The organism is Flavobacterium sp. ZE23DGlu08 (assembly GCF_030505335.1).
In the GTDB taxonomy this organism is placed as follows: Bacteria; Bacteroidota; Bacteroidia; order Flavobacteriales; family Flavobacteriaceae; genus Flavobacterium; species Flavobacterium algoritolerans.
Map to the genome: position 1 here is coordinate 2,967,830 of NZ_CP130045.1, position 16,625 is coordinate 2,984,454.

The window sequence follows — 16,625 nt, forward strand, 5'->3', positions numbered from 1 at the left end:
CTTTAAGAAAATGTTTTTATAAAGAACACTTTGCATTGCTGGAGCAGAACGAATGGTGTTTTCAATTAAGAACCGTCCTGCTGTCCGCTGTATTCCCGATAAATAAAAACTACGGCCGAAAAGCCTTGTTTTTCTAAATCGGGAGATGCCGCTTCCATCAGGGCTATCGATTCCGTTTCGTTTTCATAATAACCAAAGCAAAAGATGCTGTGAATTGTCATTTATTTTCTGCTCGAATGTACTTGTGTGAGCCGTCACAGTTGGGCATTTTTTTAGACAATCCACAAGTACAATCGTTGATTCCTTTTCCGTCAAGAATACGCTGCGTGTATTTTTCAATTCGGGTTTCGCGGGTTTTGGATTGCTTGGAACCAGAAAAGTATAGGTTGTAAGCGCGCTGTCGCCCGGGAGTTAAGGCCTGAAAAGCAACTTTTAAGTCTGGATTTTTGTCTAAGGTATTTTGTAATTCTACTACTAATTCAAGTTCGGTATTGCTTTTGAAATTTACTTTCAAGCCTGCTTTTTCAATTTCAATAGCTTCATAAATATAGGCTTTGATTATCGATTGCTGTTCTATGATTTCTTCCAGATTGGTAAACTTAAAAAAACGTACAGCCTGACTGTTTTCTCCGGGTTTGCATAGAATTCCATCGGTGTCTTGAAGTAAAGTTCCTTTAAAAAAACTAAGCGCACAGTATTCTTTAAAACTGCCTATAAGTACCACATTGTTTCCCTGAAAACTGTAACAAGGCGTACGCCACTTGAACTCTTCGCTTAGTCCGCAATCGAGCAGCAATAGTCGCAATTGCTCCATTTCGGGCTGCCATTTTTTGGCATTGCTTATAAAGTCATCAACTTTGGGATTCATTTTATTAAAATAAGGTTTTAGTTCAATAAAAGTATAAAAAACCGCGTTGCAAACGCTACGATTGTGCTACAAATTAAAATTGGTATTCGTTGCAAACAAGCATCAGTGGGATATGCTGTCTTCTCAAAAATGAAAATAGTATTAATAGCATGCTGTGCGAAGTCTCCTGAGTTCTTACCCATTGCGATATACCGTTCTAACTTTAGCAACCTTTATTTTTCTGTGTTTGTTGATTATTGGAATTGCTACGAAGTCGCGAGACTTCGTAGAGTAATCACGAATATATTCTTCTATTACGATTTATTCATATTTTGCAGAGCGGGTGAATTTGTAATCCATGTTATATTTCAAACCATTTTGAGTAATGTTTCTTTCCATGTGTATCTCTAATTATGGCTTTAATTTTTGAAACACCTTTTTCTTTTAAATCTTCTAATGCGTTATAAGGAACTTCATGTTCAAATTTTTCACCAGAGTCCAGAGTAATTGGATATTTAATAATATTCTTGAAATCTAAAAAATTGAAATGTTCTTTATTATTAATTTTTGTATTACCAACAAATGTAGGTTGCTCTATTAAACGTTTAGTCTTTCCAATATTTATTATCGTAGTAGTTAAATACATTTGAGAATCACCGAATTTATAATTTGCATTAATTTCGTATTTTGTGTTGCATTTAATATTGATAGCAAATTTTCCTCTTCGATCATAATAAAATTCATATAATCGCCATATAAAAACAATAGTTGAAATTATTGCAGCATAAATCGAAACCAATAGTTTAAAGTCCATTATAAAATTTTAAAGATTAATAGTCTTTTTGTTATAATCAAATATATAAAATTAACAGCTCAAAACTGATTAAAAATAGTATTCAAAACTACTTCCTTTTAATTCAGCAATGTTACGGGAAACCTAAAAGCTATTTATTTAACACAAATGCTCTAGCCTCAGTAGTAATGGAAAGGCTTTGAAAGCGAAAACCCGCTTTTTTATATTGGTTGCAAAGCTACCAAAAGTAACCGTGTTATTAGTTATAGTTCTTTAAATCATCCAATGTAGAATCAATTAATATAGAGATTTTACCATTTTGAATTTCCGTGTAATTTACTTCTTGCCCATTATATAGGTCAACTGCAATACAATATTCTGGATTGACGTAAAAATCTTTTGAGTGATGTTTATCTAAGTATCTGTAAAGTATATCGGTAAACATTCCCAATTCACTTTTTGGGAAACCTTTTAATTGTGCTACAAACCAAATCCCTCCTATTTCCTCACTATTATTGCTTGAAAATGTAAAAATATGACATGGTTTTGCTTCAATGGGAAGGCCTTTAATGTCAAGTATCGCTTGATGCTTTTGTTGTGTTATAAAAGTCAAATTAGCATTTGGTTTTAAATGCTGAAAATCGTAATCCTTAAAATTACTTATAATGTCAATGTTTCTTTGAAATTGATCTTTTATTCTGTTAATTTCTGAAAATTTAATTTTATCTCGTAAAAAAGTAATTTTTTCATCCAATAAATCTGCATTGCCAAATTTGAAAGTATTTCTAACTGCACTTAAACAACTAATCCAATAATCACCACCGCCAGAATTATCATCTGACTTAATTTTCTCTTTTTTAAGATTATTCACGAATGTGATTTTCGTTCGGTTATTTTTTCCTCGAAATTCAATCAGATTTTTTACAGTTAGTTTTTTCATAGTTTTGTGAAATTTGGTGATTTTATAGTTATTTCTGTTTAAGAATAAAGTAAGTTCTTTATTCTGATTTTAGATATTTTCAAAACTAACTCCTTTTATTTCAAGAACTTTACGGGAAACCGTAATCGCTATCTTTTTTAGCACAATGCCCTAGCCCTGATAGAAGCGGCATCCTTTTTCTGGTCTCGTTTTTTCTAAGGAGACCAGAAAAAGATACAGCGAATAGCGGGAAATAGCTCCTGATTGTCACACAATTCGTTCCTTATTGTTCGCAATTACAATCTCAATTGGGAGCCTTGCAAACTGAATAGTTTTTTCGTATTTTTGCACTCCAATAAAAGGAATAAGAAAATGTTAGATAGACTTCAAATAGTAAAACAACGTTTCGATGAGATATCGGATTTAATCATTCAGCCGGATGTTATCTCTGATCAGAAGCGTTATGTGCAATTGAATCAAGAGTACAAAAGTTTAAAAGCTTTGGCTGAAAAGCGCGATGAATACGTGCTGATTATGGCAAATATTGAAGAAGCAAACGAAATTATAGCCGATAACAGTGATGCAGATATGACCGAAATGGCCAAAATGCAACTGGAAGAAGCAAAGGAAAGATTACCGGAACTGGAGGATGAAATCAAATTTATGTTGATTCCTAAAGATCCCGAAGATGCCAAAAATGTTATGGTAGAGATTCGTGCCGGAACGGGTGGGGATGAAGCGAGTATTTTTGCAGGGGATTTATTCCGTATGTACACAAAATATTGTGAAAACAGAGGTTGGAGAACATCTGTGGTGGATATGAATGAAGGAACTTCAGGTGGTTTTAAAGAGGTGATTTTTGAAGTTACCGGTGAAGATGTTTACGGAACCTTGAAGTTTGAAGCGGGTGTTCACCGTGTGCAACGTGTACCGCAAACGGAAACGCAAGGACGTGTTCACACATCAGCAGCGACTGTTATGGTATTGCCGGAAGCAGAGGAATTTGATGTGCAAATTGATATGAATGATGTTCGTGTGGATTTCTTCTGTTCGTCAGGACCTGGTGGACAATCCGTAAATACAACCAAATCAGCGGTTCGTTTGACGCACATTCCAACAGGATTAGTGGCGCAATGTCAGGATCAAAAATCACAACATAAAAATAAAGATAAGGCTTTTGGTGTATTGCGTTCCCGTTTATACGAACAGGAATTAGCCAAAAAACAAGCGGAAGATGCTACCAAACGTACGTCTCAAGTAAGTTCTGGTGACCGTTCTGCCAAAATTCGTACCTACAATTATGCACAAGGTCGTGTAACGGATCACCGTGTAGGATTGACTTTGTACGATTTAGGAAATATCATGAATGGTGACATTCAGAAAATTGTTGACGAGCTAGCGTTAGTCAACAACATGGAAAAATTGAAAGAAGCCAGCGAGGTATTCTAAATAAAAAAAAGTGAAATTCGTTTCACTTTTTTTTGTGTTCTTCGGGACCTTAAAAGGGAAATAATTTTTATAAAAATAAGCTATTGAAGCCTATATTTAGTTTTAAAAACTATTTATAGGCTTCAACGATTCTATACGTTACGATGTCGTTTGTAGCCATCAATTTTATTGTTTTTAATGCTTTGGCTTCCGAAAGCGTATAACCACTTGCATAACCTGTTGGCGTGTTTACTTCCCAGAAATAGACCGTTTTATCTGTTGTTTTGCTAATTGCAACTTTTTGTTTTTTTGAAATTGTAGTTTGATCAATTTTTTCTGTAGTGTTTGCAAACAATATTGTTGTTGCAAGTAAAGATGCTGATAAGATAAAGTTTTTCATGTTTTTTGTTTTTACAATGTTAGATTAACACTGCAAAGATGAGGTTGCTATGGATTTCATTTGTTATACAAATTTTTATTTTTCTTATATAATTAACTCTTATTGGTTTGAAAATCAATTTCTTTTAAAATAAAAATATAGTTTTAGTGCAGTCCTGACAATCTATTATACTGACAATTTTAAAAAAAAGATCAGCATTAAAATAGACCGTATTCATTGAATTTTTAAGTTATAAAACGGCCAATCCTTTTGCGGTTTTTTTCATAAATTTGCAGCACACAATTTAAACAATGACTACACAACAACTTATTGACCAAATCAGAATCAAGAAATCATTCCTAGCTGTAGGATTAGATGTTGATTTAAATAAAATTCCACAACATTTATTAGCACTAGAAGATCCTATTTTCGAATTCAATAAAGCCATAATCGATGCGACGCATGATTTAGCGGTGGCGTATAAACCCAATACCGCTTTTTATGAAGCTTACGGAATAAAAGGTTGGATGTCGTTACAAAAAACAATTCATTACATCAACTCAACTTATCCGGATATCTTCACGATTGCAGATGCAAAACGTGGTGATATTGGAAATACGTCTTCGATGTATGCCAAAGCTTTTTTTGAGGATTTGAATTTTGACAGCGTTACCGTTGCTCCTTATATGGGGAAAGATTCGGTGGAGCCTTTTCTTGCTTTCGAAAATAAACATACGATTATGCTGGCTTTGACTTCCAATGAAGGTGCGTTCGATTTTCAGACTTTAAATGTGGAAGGAACCCGAGGCGGAGCCGAACGGAGCGGAGCTAAAGAACTGTATAAGCAAGTATTAGAAACGTCTAAAACGTGGAAAAACAGTGAAAACCTGATGTATGTTGTAGGTGCTACCAAAGCCGAATATTTTACTGAAATTCGTAAAATTGTCCCTGACAGTTTCTTGCTGGTTCCTGGAGTGGGAGCACAAGGAGGAAGCCTATCCGAAGTTTGTAAATACGGTATGAATGCGAATGTTGGGTTGCTTATTAATTCTTCCAGAGCGATTATTTATGCGTCAAACGGAACTGATTTTGTTGACAAAGCAAGAGAAGAAGCGTTGAAAATGCAACAGGAAATGGAAGGAATTATGAGTTTGAAGTTTGAAAAGGTTTAAGGTTTAAAGTGGAATAATTTTAAACAGGGACTTTTTTTAAACCATTAAGAAATACTTTAAAGCTTGTTTGTCACAACTATTAAGAAATACTTTTAAAGCTTAATTTTCTTAATTTCTTAATGGTTAAAAAGCTGCCAATTTATGTTTTAATACTATGAACTTTAAACTTTAAACTTGAAACAAAAAAATATAATCGATCAAATAGGAACTTCCCATTCTTTTGAAACGTCACCCAAGCGCATTATTTCACTGGTTCCTTCTCAAACGGAATTACTGTATGATTTGGGCTTGGAAGACCGAATTGTTGGGATTACCAAATTCTGTGTGCATCCGTATCATTTTAAGTCTGTTAAGAAAATAGTTGGTGGAACCAAGAAAGTACATTATGAGAAAATCAGGTTGTTGCAACCGGATATCATCATTTGTAATAAAGAAGAAAATACGGAAGAAATCGTAACAGAATTGCGTAAAATTTGTCCGGTTTGGGTGACGAATATCATCACGATTGATGACAATTTTCAAATGATTACCGACTTTGGTCAGCTCTTCAATTGCAGAACCGAAGCCCAGAAATGGAACGACAAATTGGCTTTTGCCTTGAGCGATTTTAAAAACTTCATCAAAGATAAACCGGTTAAAAAAGCAGCGTATTTCATTTGGAAAAATCCGTTTATGGTCGCTGGTTCGGATAATTTTATAAATGAATTACTGAAACTGAACCACTTTCAGAATATTTATGATAACAAATCACGTTATCCGGAAATCGAACTCAAAAAAATGCGATTGGAAGGAGATCCGGATTTGGTTTTTCTATCTTCAGAGCCGTATCCTTTTAAGGAGGAAGATGCATTCGAAATAGGAAGGCACACGCATCATGCAAAAACGGTGTTTGTTGATGGCGAAATGTTTTCTTGGTATGGAAGCAGGCTGCTAAAAGCGTTTGACTATTTTAAAAAAATGCATCAAAAATTATAATTCGCATTCCTCTAAAATTAATTCTTCTGTTGTTACGGTAGACTTAACAGTGGTCTTGTCGAAGTTGAAATTTAGTTCTGAGAGCATTTGGTATTCTCTTTTAAGCTTTTCTATTTCACTTTTCTCTTTCAATAATCCTTTCATGGGTGTAAATTTTTTGCAAATTTACGGTATACAATTATAAAACCAGCATTATTTTTTGTTAAGATTGGGATTTAAAATTAAAGTCCTATTTTTACAAAAAAAACCAAGTGATTAATTATACCATTTACGAAAATAAAAACACCGATCAGTGGGTAACTTTTGTTCATGGCGCCGGTGGGAGTTCTTCTATCTGGTTTAAGCAAATACGTGATTTTAAAAAACAGTATAATGTATTGTTATTGGATTTGCGGGGTCATGGGGAATCAAAACCTACTTTAAAGACGGCTTTCAAACAGAAATATACCTTTTCGGCTTTGGCTAATGATATTCTGGAAGTCTTAGATTTTCTTAAAATTAAAAAATCACATTTCGTTGGCATTTCTTTGGGTACCATACTCATCAGACAATTGGCTGAAATGTATCCGGAACGCGTGCAAAGCATGATTCTTGGCGGCGCAATCCTGAAAATGAATTTCCGTTCTCAAGTATTAATGCGATTGGGAAATATGTTTAAATATGTATTGCCGTATTTGGTTTTATACAAGTTTTTTGCCTTTGTCATTATGCCTAAAAAAAGTCACAAGCAATCTCGTGTTCTTTTTATCAATGAAGCTAAAAAATTATATCAAAAAGAATTCATCAAATGGTTTAAACTCACTGCCGAAATAAATCCGGTGCTGAAATGGTTCCGCCAGGTCGAATTGAATATTCCTACGCTTTATGTTATGGGCGAAGAGGATTATATGTTTTTGCCATCGGTTAGGAAAGTGGTCGAAAATCATTATAAATCGTCAAAACTTTTTGTAATAGAAAAATGTGGACATGTAGTAAATGTGGAGCAACCTAATGCTTTCAATGATGCAGTTCTTTCTTTTATAAATACCGCTAAATAAAAAAATGCCTGCATTATAAATGCAGGCAATTCTTTAACTAACCAAAACCAAAATAATAAATAACCAGTTTATTACTCTGCAAAGATCACACATAAGCAGGCGTTTTGCTGTTAAGATTTTGTTATTACTTTGTTGTACATAAGTTAAGTTTTTTAACTTTATTTCCAGAGCACTTCTTTAAGGATTTTGACATCATCTGAGGCTATATAATTTCAGTAGGTTTAGACTATCATTAGCAATTCATAGTGGTTTAGTTGCTGGGCGTTTAGGTGTATTTGTTAAAAAGATAAATTACTTTATTTAAACACGATGAATATTCTCGAACTCGAATTATTGACGGATAGCATTACTGAAACGGAGTTGTTTTATACTGGCGTTATCGGGTTGAAAACTATTTCGAAAACCAATTCGAGTGTTTCATTTGCCGCTGGTTCCACAAAACTAACTTTCCGTTCATCTGAGAATTTAAAACCGGTATATCATTTTGCTTTTGATATACCCAATAATAAATTGTTGGAAGCCTTTGCTTGGATAGAAAAGAAAACTGAAATTATGGAGGTTGTTCCACCGGAAAAAATTGCCGATTTCTATAACTGGAATGCAAAGTCTTTTTATTTCTATGACAATAATGGAAATATTTTAGAATTTATTGCCCGTTTCAGCCTTGATAATACTTCAGAAAAACCATTTGATGGATTGTCAATTCTTTCTGTGAGCGAAATAGGTTTTGTGACCAAAAATGTTTCAAAGCTCAGTGATGAAATGTTTAATAAATACGGTCTTTCGGTATTTTCAAAACAACCAAAACTAGAAAAATTTATCGTTTTGGGAACCGATACTGGACTTTTTATCCTTGTGGAAGAAAACCGGGATTGGTATCCAACGCATCAAAAAGCAAAATCGGTTTGGACCAAAGTAGTATTTGACAATAATGGAAAAACGAGGGAAATTGAAATTTCAGGTTAAAAAAAATGCTCACCAATAAGTGAGCATTTATATATAATAGACAATATTCTTTAATTCTATGGATTTCGGTTTCCTTTCCTTTGGAGAGTTCCGTCCCGACCCTGAAGGGTCGGGACGGGTGAGGATTTATAAAAACACCACCGTTTTATTGTCATAAACCATTGTTTTTCTTTCGGCATGCAGTTTTATGGCTCTGGCCAAAACCATGCGTTCCAGATCGCGCCCTTTCATAATAAAATCTTCTATAGAATGACTGTGTGAAACTCGGGCAATATCCTGCTCGATAATCGGACCTTCATCTAATCCTTCGGTAACATAATGACTGGTGGCACCAATGATTTTTACACCGCGTTTAAAAGCAGAATGATACGGTTTTGCTCCGGGAAATGCCGGAAGAAAGGAATGATGAATATTGATAATTTGATTTTTGTATTGCGCAATCAAATTAGGTGTGATAATTTGCATATAGCGTGCCAAAACAATGAAGTCAATATTGTATTCTTTTAGTAAATCCAACTGTTTTTGTTCGCCTTCGCTTTTAATGTCTTTTGTGAAAGGAACATAATGAAACGGAATAGCAAAACGTTCTGCCACAGCTTTCAAATCCTCATGATTGCTTATAATCAAAGGGATTTCAAGAGGCAATTCGCCAGCGCTGTAGCGTCCTAAAATATCATACAAACAATGGTCGTATTTAGAAACAAACAAAGCCATTTTTGGTTTTTCATTTTGGGTATACATTTCCCACGACATATTGAAAGGAGAAGCTAACTTAGCTTGGAAATCAGTTTTAATAGCTTCAATATTCCAATTTTTGGCACTGAATTCACATTCTAAACGCATGAAAAATACATTTTCATCAGCATCGACATGTTGATCTAAATAAATAATATTACCATCAATAGAGGAAATATAATTCGTAACGGAAGCAATAATTGCTTTTTGATCTTCGCAATGGATTAGGATTGTAATTTTCTGCATTAGGGTTCTGTTTTCAGCTTTGTTCTTAGTAATGAATAGTATTTTTCAAAACTAAACGTATTTGTTTTTATAAAAAAGTTGGATTTGGCTGTTTTATGTTTGAAAAAAAACAGCCAAATTTCAATCTATTTGTTATCCTGCAAGGCAAAAACCTTTTGCAATAAAACAGAAGTTCTGGAACTCAAATTCGTTCTGATGTTTTTTTCTTCAACAGCAACCATTTTGAAAACGCCATTCAACGCTTGGTTCGTAACATAATCAGTCAAATCAGGATTCACTTTATTTACAAGAGGAATGCTGTTGTATTTAGTAATAATGTTGGCCCATACTTTATCGGCACCAACTTTTGTAAACGAACTTTTAATCACCGGATTAAATTTTCCGTACAAAGCTGTCGAAGTACTGTTTTGCAAATAAGTGGTAGCCGAACTTTCATTTCCCATCAAAATCGTTTTGGCATCCATAAAAGTCATGTTTCTTACGGCATCAACAAATATTGGAGTCGCTTCTTTCACCGCGTCTTCGGCAGCACGATTCAATACTTTCAAACCTTCGTCAGCCAAAGAACTCAATCCAATTCTTCTCAAACCAGTATCTACTTTTCTCAATTCTTCCGGCAATAAAATTTTCACGGCTTCATTTCTGTAAAAACCATCGGTAGCAGTCAGTTTTGTTACCTGTTTCGAAATCCCATTGTTCAATGCTTCCTTCAATCCACCGGCAATATCTACGCCGCCAATTCCTTGCGTTTGTGGAAATTGATTCATCACCTGTTGCATTTCGGCACAACTCGAAAGCGAAACCGCCATCATAACCATTAAAATTTTCTTCATCGTAATTAGAGTATTAGTTTACTTCGTCTGTTTGCCATTTGGCTTTTGTAAAAATACTACTTATTCAAAAACAAAGCCAACTATTCTTTAGGAGCACAAATTTTAGTTTTATTAATCAGGATTTGTCCCGCTTTCCGCTGTATTCCCGATAAATAAAAACTACGGCTGATAAAAGCCTTGTTTTTCTAAATCGGGAGATGCCGCTTCAATCGGGGCTAAATAACAAAATTCTGTGTTATTTATTAACAACGAGCCACAACATCAAATAATTTTTAAAATAAAATCGTAAATTGCAGGCTTAAATTATCATATTCATAAAATGGAACAACAAAAACCATATATCCCTAACAATAAAGTAAGAATTGTTACCGCAGCAGCTCTTTTTGACGGTCACGATGCCGCAATCAACATCATGCGTAGGATTATTCAGTCTACAGGTGTTGAGGTAATCCATTTGGGCCATGACCGTAGTGTGGAAGAAGTTGTCAATACAGCGATTCAAGAAGATGCCAATGCGATTGCAATAACTTCCTACCAAGGAGGGCATAACGAATATTTCAAATACATGTATGACTTGCTTCAAGAAAAAGGAGCAGGGCAAATCAAGATATTTGGCGGTGGCGGAGGTGTAATTCTGCCTTCTGAAATTGCCGAGTTACAAGCGTACGGAATTACGAGAATTTATTCTCCTGATGACGGACGTGCTTTGGGTTTACAAGGAATGATAAATGATTTAGTACAACGTGCAGATTATGCTATTGGAGATCAACTAAGTGATGAAATAAATCATTTAGAGGAAAAAAATCCAAAAGCAATTGCCAGAATTATTTCATCAGCAGAGAATTTTCCTGATGTTGCGGCCAAAACTTTGGAAGCCATCCAAAAAAAGAATGAGAATTGCACGATTCCGGTTCTTGGGATTACAGGAACGGGTGGAGCAGGAAAATCATCGTTGGTAGATGAGCTGGTGCGTCGTTTTCTAATCGATTTCCCGGAAAAAACAATCGGATTAATATCTGTAGATCCATCAAAACGTAAAACAGGCGGTGCATTACTTGGAGATAGAATTCGAATGAATGCTATCAATAGTCCTAGAGTTTACATGCGTTCATTGGCTACACGCCAATCGAATTTGGCTTTGTCAAAATATGTTGCCGATGCGATTCAAGTGATTAAAGCGGCAAATTATGATATCATCATTTTGGAGACTTCTGGAATCGGGCAATCTGATACGGAAATCATGGACCATTCGGATGTATCTTTATATGTAATGACACCTGAATTTGGTGCTGCAACCCAATTGGAAAAAATCGACATGCTTGATTTTGCTGATTTGGTAGCAATAAACAAATTCGACAAACGCGGTTCTCTGGATGCGTTAAGAGACGTGAAAAAACAATACCAACGCAACCATAATCTTTGGGATGCGGATTTAGATACACTTCCAGTTTTCGGGACAATTGCTTCGCAGTTTAACGACCCGGGAATGAATACGCTGTACAAAGCGATTATGGATAAAATCCATGAGAAAACGAATTCTGATTTGAAATCAACGTTCCAAATCACTCGTGAAATGAGCGAGAAGATTTTCGTTATTCCACCACACAGAACGCGTTATTTATCTGAAATTGCCGAAAGTAACAGAAAATATGATGTTACTGCGGTTAGTCAGGAGCAAGTTGCCCAGAAATTATACGGAATTTTTAAAACGATTGAAACGGTTGCCAAGAAAATACCTGAAATAAACAAAGCAGGAATTAATGACGATTCGGTTTTGCCAACTGCTTTGGAATCTGAAAAACCAGGCGCCGCTGAGGACAAAATCTTTTTAAACCTTTTACTGAATCAATTTGATAAAGTAAAAATGGATTTGGATCCGTACAATTGGGAAATCATTTTGACTTGGAGCGAAAAAGTAAATAAGTACAAGAATCCAGTTTATACGTTCAAAGTTCGTGACAGGGAAATAAAAATGGCTACGCATACGGAGTCACTTTCACATTCTCAAATTCCGAAAATAGCTTTGCCAAAGTATCAAGCTTGGGGCGATATTTTACGTTGGTGTTTGCAGGAAAATGTTCCTGGAGAATTCCCTTTTACTGCTGGATTGTATCCTTTCAAACGCGAAGGAGAAGATCCTTCCCGAATGTTTGCAGGAGAAGGCGGACCGGAAAGAACCAACAAACGTTTTCATTATGTGAGTGCAGGATTACCGGCAAAACGATTATCAACTGCTTTTGACAGTGTGACTTTATACGGAAACGATCCACATGTACGTCCTGATATTTATGGAAAAATCGGGAATGCCGGAGTTTCTATTTGTTGTTTGGACGATGCTAAAAAGCTATATTCTGGTTTCGATTTGGTTCACGCGATGACTTCGGTGAGTATGACGATTAATGGGCCGGCACCTATGTTATTAGGCTTTTTCATGAATGCGGCTATTGACCAACAATGTGAGTTTTACATCAAAGAAAATAATCTTGAAAAAGAAGTTGAAGCAAAAATTAAACAAATTTATACCAAAAAAGGTGTCGAAAGACCACATTATCAAGGTGATTTACCTGAAGGAAATAACGGTTTAGGGTTGATGCTTTTGGGCGTAACCGGAGATGAGGTTTTACCTTTGGAAGTGTATAACGACATAAAAGCAAGAACGTTGTCACAAGTTCGTGGAACGGTTCAGGCAGATATTCTTAAAGAAGATCAAGCACAAAATACGTGTATTTTCTCTACTGAATTTGCCCTCCGATTGATGGGTGACGTACAGGAATATTTCATTACCAAGAATGTTAGAAACTTCTATTCGGTTTCTATTTCAGGGTATCACATTGCTGAGGCTGGAGCAAATCCTATCACGCAATTGGCTTTCACACTTTCTAATGGCTTCACTTATGTGGAATATTATTTGAGTCGTGGCATGAACATCAATGATTTTGGACCGAATTTATCATTCTTCTTTTCGAATGGAGTAGATCCTGAATATGCAGTTATCGGTCGTGTGGCACGTAAAATTTGGGCGAAAGCCATGAAAAATAAATACGGTGCTAACGAGCGAGCGCAAATGTTGAAATACCATATTCAAACTTCGGGTCGTTCTTTACACGCTCAGGAAATAGATTTCAATGATATTCGTACCACTTTGCAAGCGTTGTATGCCATTTACGACAACTGTAATTCATTGCATACCAATGCCTATGATGAAGCAATTACAACGCCTACGGAAGAATCAGTGCGTCGTGCGATGGCAATTCAGTTGATTATCAACAAAGAATTAGGTTTGGCTAAAAATGAAAATCCAATTCAAGGTGCTTTTATTATCGAAGAATTGACAGATCTAGTAGAAGCTGCGGTTTTACAGGAATTCGACCGAATTACAGAACGTGGTGGTGTTCTTGGTGCTATGGAAACGATGTACCAACGAAGTAAAATTCAGGAAGAAAGTTTGTATTATGAGACCTTGAAACATACCGGTGAATTTCCAATTATTGGTGTTAATACGTTCTTGAGTTCTAAAGGTTCTCCAACAGTGATTCCAGCTGAAGTAATTCGTGCCACCGAAGAAGAAAAACAATACCAAATAGATATGTTGAACCATTTACACCAATCCAATCAGGATTTAGTAAATACACATTTGAATACGCTTCAGGAAGCTGCCATTAAAAACGAAAACTTATTCGAACATTTAATGGAAGCAACGAAGGTTTGTTCTTTGGGACAAATTACTTCAGCTTTGTTTGAAGTAGGCGGGCAATATAGAAGAAATATGTAACATGTAATTCATATTTATGATAAAAGAAAAAGGCTGTCCCAAAAGACAGCCTTTATTAATACTATTCGGCAGGACACTAATTGATAGTTGCCAAATTTCTATTTTTCATCGTTGGTTTGTAAACTTCCGAGATTGCTTTTGTTGTTAAAAATGTTTTTTGTTCCGAGATAATAATTTCGTGTTTTACTTTTTTCAGGTTGTTTTCGACAACCAAATAATACGTTCCCACGGGAAATTCGTCTAAATTATAGGTCTTTGAAATTCCTTTTTCACCTTTTGCTTTTTCGGTGTAGATTAAATTATTCTGATCATCATAAATAGATACATTAGCTTGTTTAATTTGGTTTAGAGTAAAGCTAATTTCATTTCCTTTTCCTTTTTTTACGTTAAGTAAAAAATTGTCGTCAATTGCATACATACTCATACTAGTCATTGTTACTATCAACAATAAACTCAATTTTAAAATGTTTTTCATAATTCTAGTTTTTAAATTAATAGTTAAAATTTCTATTGTAAAATTAGGATAAGAATCGTTTACGGAATAGAACTATATTTTCTAATTTAGGTGCTATTTTATCATCATAATGCCGATTATGGTTAAAATTCAATAATTTATAAATTCATTTGTGTTAAAAAAGTATATATTGTTTAATTTCGAAATAAAAAAAGTAAGAGGTTTTTGTTTAATGTGGAGTTAATTATTTATTGAATTGTTTTTACAAAAACACATCAATATTGAATTAAGCTGTTCTAAATGAATCAATTGTTTTTGTAAAGTGTATTCGATTTTTAAACGATAAAGCAAGTTTTTCTGGAAAAGTGTATATTTACTTTTCAATCACCAAAAAAACTATCAAATGAAGAAACTTCAGATTCTATTTTTATTTTTCCTTCTTGGACACACTGCATCATCTTATGGTGCAAAAGCCGATACGTTGCAAATCCCGAGTTTAGCTATGAATAAAACCTATAAAGCTGCGGTAGTATTGCCCAGTTCTTATGCTAAAAGCAAGGTTAACTATCCTGTTCTTTATCTGCTGCACGGTGCTTATGGTCATTTTAATGATTGGTTGTCTAAAACCCCGGATAAGAATTTATTGCACAATTTAGCGGATCAGTATAATATTATAATTGTAATGCCGGAAGGAGAAACTTTCAGTTTTTATCTTGATAGTCCTGTTAATAAAGGAAGTCAGTTTGAAACATACATCACAAAAGAAGTAATTCAGAAAGTAGATAATACCTATCGAACAATAAATGACAGAAAAGGACGTGTAATTACAGGACTTTCTATGGGAGGTCATGGGGCATTGTATCTTTCGACAAAACACCCGGAACTATTTTGTGCCGCAGGAAGTATGAGTGGAGCTGTTGATATGGGGAGCATGATTAATCCAGAATCTAAGGAAAGAGTGACTAAATTAATGGAACCTGTTTTTGGAATTGAAGGAGTACCACAAGAAGTATATGCCTCAAATGCTGTTTTAAATATGGTTGATAAAATAAAAAGTAACAAACTGGAATTGATTATAGATTGCGGAGTAGATGATTTTTTGATAGAATCTAACAGGGAATTACACCGAAGACTCGTTTATAATAAAGTTTCTCATGATTATACGGAACGTCCAGGAGCTCACACTTGGGAATATTGGGAAAATGCATTGCCTTCTCATGTATTATTTTTTAGCAAAATTTTAAGAAACAACACTGTTGCCGTGAAATAGAAATTAGAATTGGATTATAATTTTTAACACAAAAGACCTTTCAGCAATGAAGGGTCTTTTTTTTGACGTTTTTTAGAAGGCTATATTGTTTTCATGAATAAAAAGCAATGTTTTTATAGCCTCCTGAGGTTTTTTTAACCTTAAAAAAGGATTCATTTTCAGTATTTTAAGAGAAATAATTTTTTAAATAAATGATGGATAAAGAATCGATACTACTAATTCATATGTTAAAGGATATTACTGTTTTTTAACATTGTTTTTTTATTAACAAAATTTAAATAATACAATACTTAATTAATTGATTATCAATAAGTTAACAAGTTTTTAAGTATTAATATTTTGCAGCTGTAAACCTTTTCTTAGCGAATAGTGTCTCTTGTCGGGAATAACAGAATTTTATCTTGTTTAGCGCTCTTTCTTTTTCTTTTTTTGATGTTATAGCTAACTTTGATTCAACAAAAGTTAATTATTTAAGTTTTTTTTATAACGTAACTATTTGGTTATCAGATGTATTTTTACTCTTTACAATAAAGTGGACTTTTTTAGATGGAGTGCTTCATAAAATTATTTTTGAAGATATTTCGTTTGTTGCAAGTTTTTCCTTTGAGTTGAAAATCTTTTGTTTGAACCAGTTATTAATTTCAATACTGATTGTTTTAGATTAAAGTTTAAAGATTGCTTTGTAAAGCAATTGTCTGGTAGATAAAAGAATTTAGTTATTGTTCCCCACAATAAAAATCTTTTGAATGATGGATTACTTCATAAATGTGTTTATGAAGGTTGATTTGTAGCTCAGTAA

16 protein-coding genes are annotated in these 16,625 nt (G+C 34.3%); 7 read left to right on the forward strand and 9 right to left on the reverse strand.

Features of this window, described 5'->3' with window-relative positions:
• Positions 1 to 65 precede the first annotated feature (65 nt).
• From Q1W72_RS13050 to Q1W72_RS13065, 4 genes are all read right to left on the reverse strand, one after another.
• On the reverse strand, positions 66 to 221 hold the full coding sequence (locus Q1W72_RS13050) for a hypothetical protein (RefSeq protein ID WP_302135714.1): 156 nt from the start codon (positions 219 to 221) through the stop codon (positions 66 to 68).
• Complete coding sequence (locus tag Q1W72_RS13055) at positions 218 to 868, reverse strand: DUF1801 domain-containing protein (RefSeq protein ID WP_302135716.1); 651 nt, start codon at positions 866 to 868, stop codon at positions 218 to 220. Before Q1W72_RS13055 ends, Q1W72_RS13050 begins: the two co-directional genes overlap by 4 nt.
• A gap of 340 nt (positions 869 to 1,208) precedes the next feature.
• Positions 1,209 to 1,661: a hypothetical protein gene (locus Q1W72_RS13060; protein ID WP_302135718.1), complete on the reverse strand. Its 453-nt coding sequence runs from the start codon at positions 1,659 to 1,661 to the stop codon at positions 1,209 to 1,211.
• A gap of 238 nt (positions 1,662 to 1,899) precedes the next feature.
• The gene (locus Q1W72_RS13065; RefSeq protein WP_302135720.1) at positions 1,900 to 2,580 is read right to left on the reverse strand and encodes a hypothetical protein; all 681 of its coding nucleotides are present in this window, start codon (positions 2,578 to 2,580) and stop codon (positions 1,900 to 1,902) included.
• 351 nt (positions 2,581 to 2,931) lie between these two features.
• Between Q1W72_RS13065 and prfA the strand changes: the two genes are divergently transcribed.
• Positions 2,932 to 4,008: a peptide chain release factor 1 gene (prfA, locus tag Q1W72_RS13070; protein WP_099714674.1), complete on the forward strand. Its 1,077-nt coding sequence runs from the start codon at positions 2,932 to 2,934 to the stop codon at positions 4,006 to 4,008.
• Between the two features lie 109 nt (positions 4,009 to 4,117).
• On the opposite strand, the gene Q1W72_RS13075 is transcribed toward prfA, so the two are convergent.
• Positions 4,118 to 4,387 (reverse strand): hypothetical protein, encoded by a 270-nt coding sequence (locus Q1W72_RS13075; protein WP_302135721.1) that lies wholly within the window; start codon positions 4,385 to 4,387, stop codon positions 4,118 to 4,120.
• A gap of 290 nt (positions 4,388 to 4,677) precedes the next feature.
• Here Q1W72_RS13075 and pyrF point away from each other — a divergent pair, with 290 nt between their 5' ends.
• Together pyrF and Q1W72_RS13085 are read left to right on the forward strand one after the other, a co-directional pair.
• On the forward strand, positions 4,678 to 5,538 hold the full coding sequence (gene pyrF, locus Q1W72_RS13080; protein ID WP_302135723.1) for an orotidine-5'-phosphate decarboxylase: 861 nt from the start codon (positions 4,678 to 4,680) through the stop codon (positions 5,536 to 5,538).
• Between the two features lie 174 nt (positions 5,539 to 5,712).
• Positions 5,713 to 6,513: an ABC transporter substrate-binding protein gene (locus tag Q1W72_RS13085; RefSeq protein ID WP_302135725.1), complete on the forward strand. Its 801-nt coding sequence runs from the start codon at positions 5,713 to 5,715 to the stop codon at positions 6,511 to 6,513.
• Here Q1W72_RS13085 and Q1W72_RS13090 read toward each other — a convergent pair.
• A complete protein-coding gene (locus tag Q1W72_RS13090; RefSeq protein ID WP_282710294.1) occupies positions 6,508 to 6,657 on the reverse strand; it encodes a hypothetical protein in 150 nt (49 codons plus the stop codon). The two genes, Q1W72_RS13085 and Q1W72_RS13090, sit on opposite strands and share 6 nt — an antisense overlap.
• Before the next feature lie 107 nt (positions 6,658 to 6,764).
• On the opposite strand from Q1W72_RS13090, the gene Q1W72_RS13095 reads away from it, so the two are divergent.
• Both Q1W72_RS13095 and Q1W72_RS13100 read left to right on the forward strand, forming a co-directional pair.
• Positions 6,765 to 7,550 (forward strand): alpha/beta fold hydrolase, encoded by a 786-nt coding sequence (locus tag Q1W72_RS13095; RefSeq protein ID WP_099714677.1) that lies wholly within the window; start codon positions 6,765 to 6,767, stop codon positions 7,548 to 7,550.
• A gap of 309 nt (positions 7,551 to 7,859) precedes the next feature.
• Positions 7,860 to 8,516 (forward strand): VOC family protein, encoded by a 657-nt coding sequence (locus Q1W72_RS13100; RefSeq protein WP_302135727.1) that lies wholly within the window; start codon positions 7,860 to 7,862, stop codon positions 8,514 to 8,516.
• A gap of 126 nt (positions 8,517 to 8,642) precedes the next feature.
• On the opposite strand, the gene purU is transcribed toward Q1W72_RS13100, so the two are convergent.
• A complete protein-coding gene (purU, locus tag Q1W72_RS13105) occupies positions 8,643 to 9,497 on the reverse strand; it encodes a formyltetrahydrofolate deformylase (RefSeq protein ID WP_302135729.1) in 855 nt (284 codons plus the stop codon).
• Between the two features lie 125 nt (positions 9,498 to 9,622).
• Positions 9,623 to 10,330 (reverse strand): DUF4197 domain-containing protein, encoded by a 708-nt coding sequence (locus Q1W72_RS13110; RefSeq protein ID WP_121342607.1) that lies wholly within the window; start codon positions 10,328 to 10,330, stop codon positions 9,623 to 9,625.
• Between the two features lie 319 nt (positions 10,331 to 10,649).
• Between Q1W72_RS13110 and Q1W72_RS13115 the strand changes: the two genes are divergently transcribed.
• Positions 10,650 to 14,102 carry a methylmalonyl-CoA mutase family protein gene (locus tag Q1W72_RS13115; protein ID WP_302135733.1) on the forward strand — a complete coding sequence of 1,151 codons (3,453 nt, stop codon included), beginning with the start codon at positions 10,650 to 10,652 and terminating at the stop codon, positions 14,100 to 14,102.
• 76 nt (positions 14,103 to 14,178) lie between these two features.
• Here the strand turns inward: Q1W72_RS13115 and Q1W72_RS13120 are convergent, their stop codons facing one another.
• Positions 14,179 to 14,577 (reverse strand): FimB/Mfa2 family fimbrial subunit, encoded by a 399-nt coding sequence (locus Q1W72_RS13120; RefSeq protein WP_302135735.1) that lies wholly within the window; start codon positions 14,575 to 14,577, stop codon positions 14,179 to 14,181.
• Between the two features lie 382 nt (positions 14,578 to 14,959).
• Here Q1W72_RS13120 and Q1W72_RS13125 point away from each other — a divergent pair, with 382 nt between their 5' ends.
• On the forward strand, positions 14,960 to 15,826 hold the full coding sequence (locus tag Q1W72_RS13125; RefSeq protein ID WP_302135736.1) for an alpha/beta hydrolase family protein: 867 nt from the start codon (positions 14,960 to 14,962) through the stop codon (positions 15,824 to 15,826).
• The last annotated feature ends 799 nt before the right edge of the window (positions 15,827 to 16,625 follow it).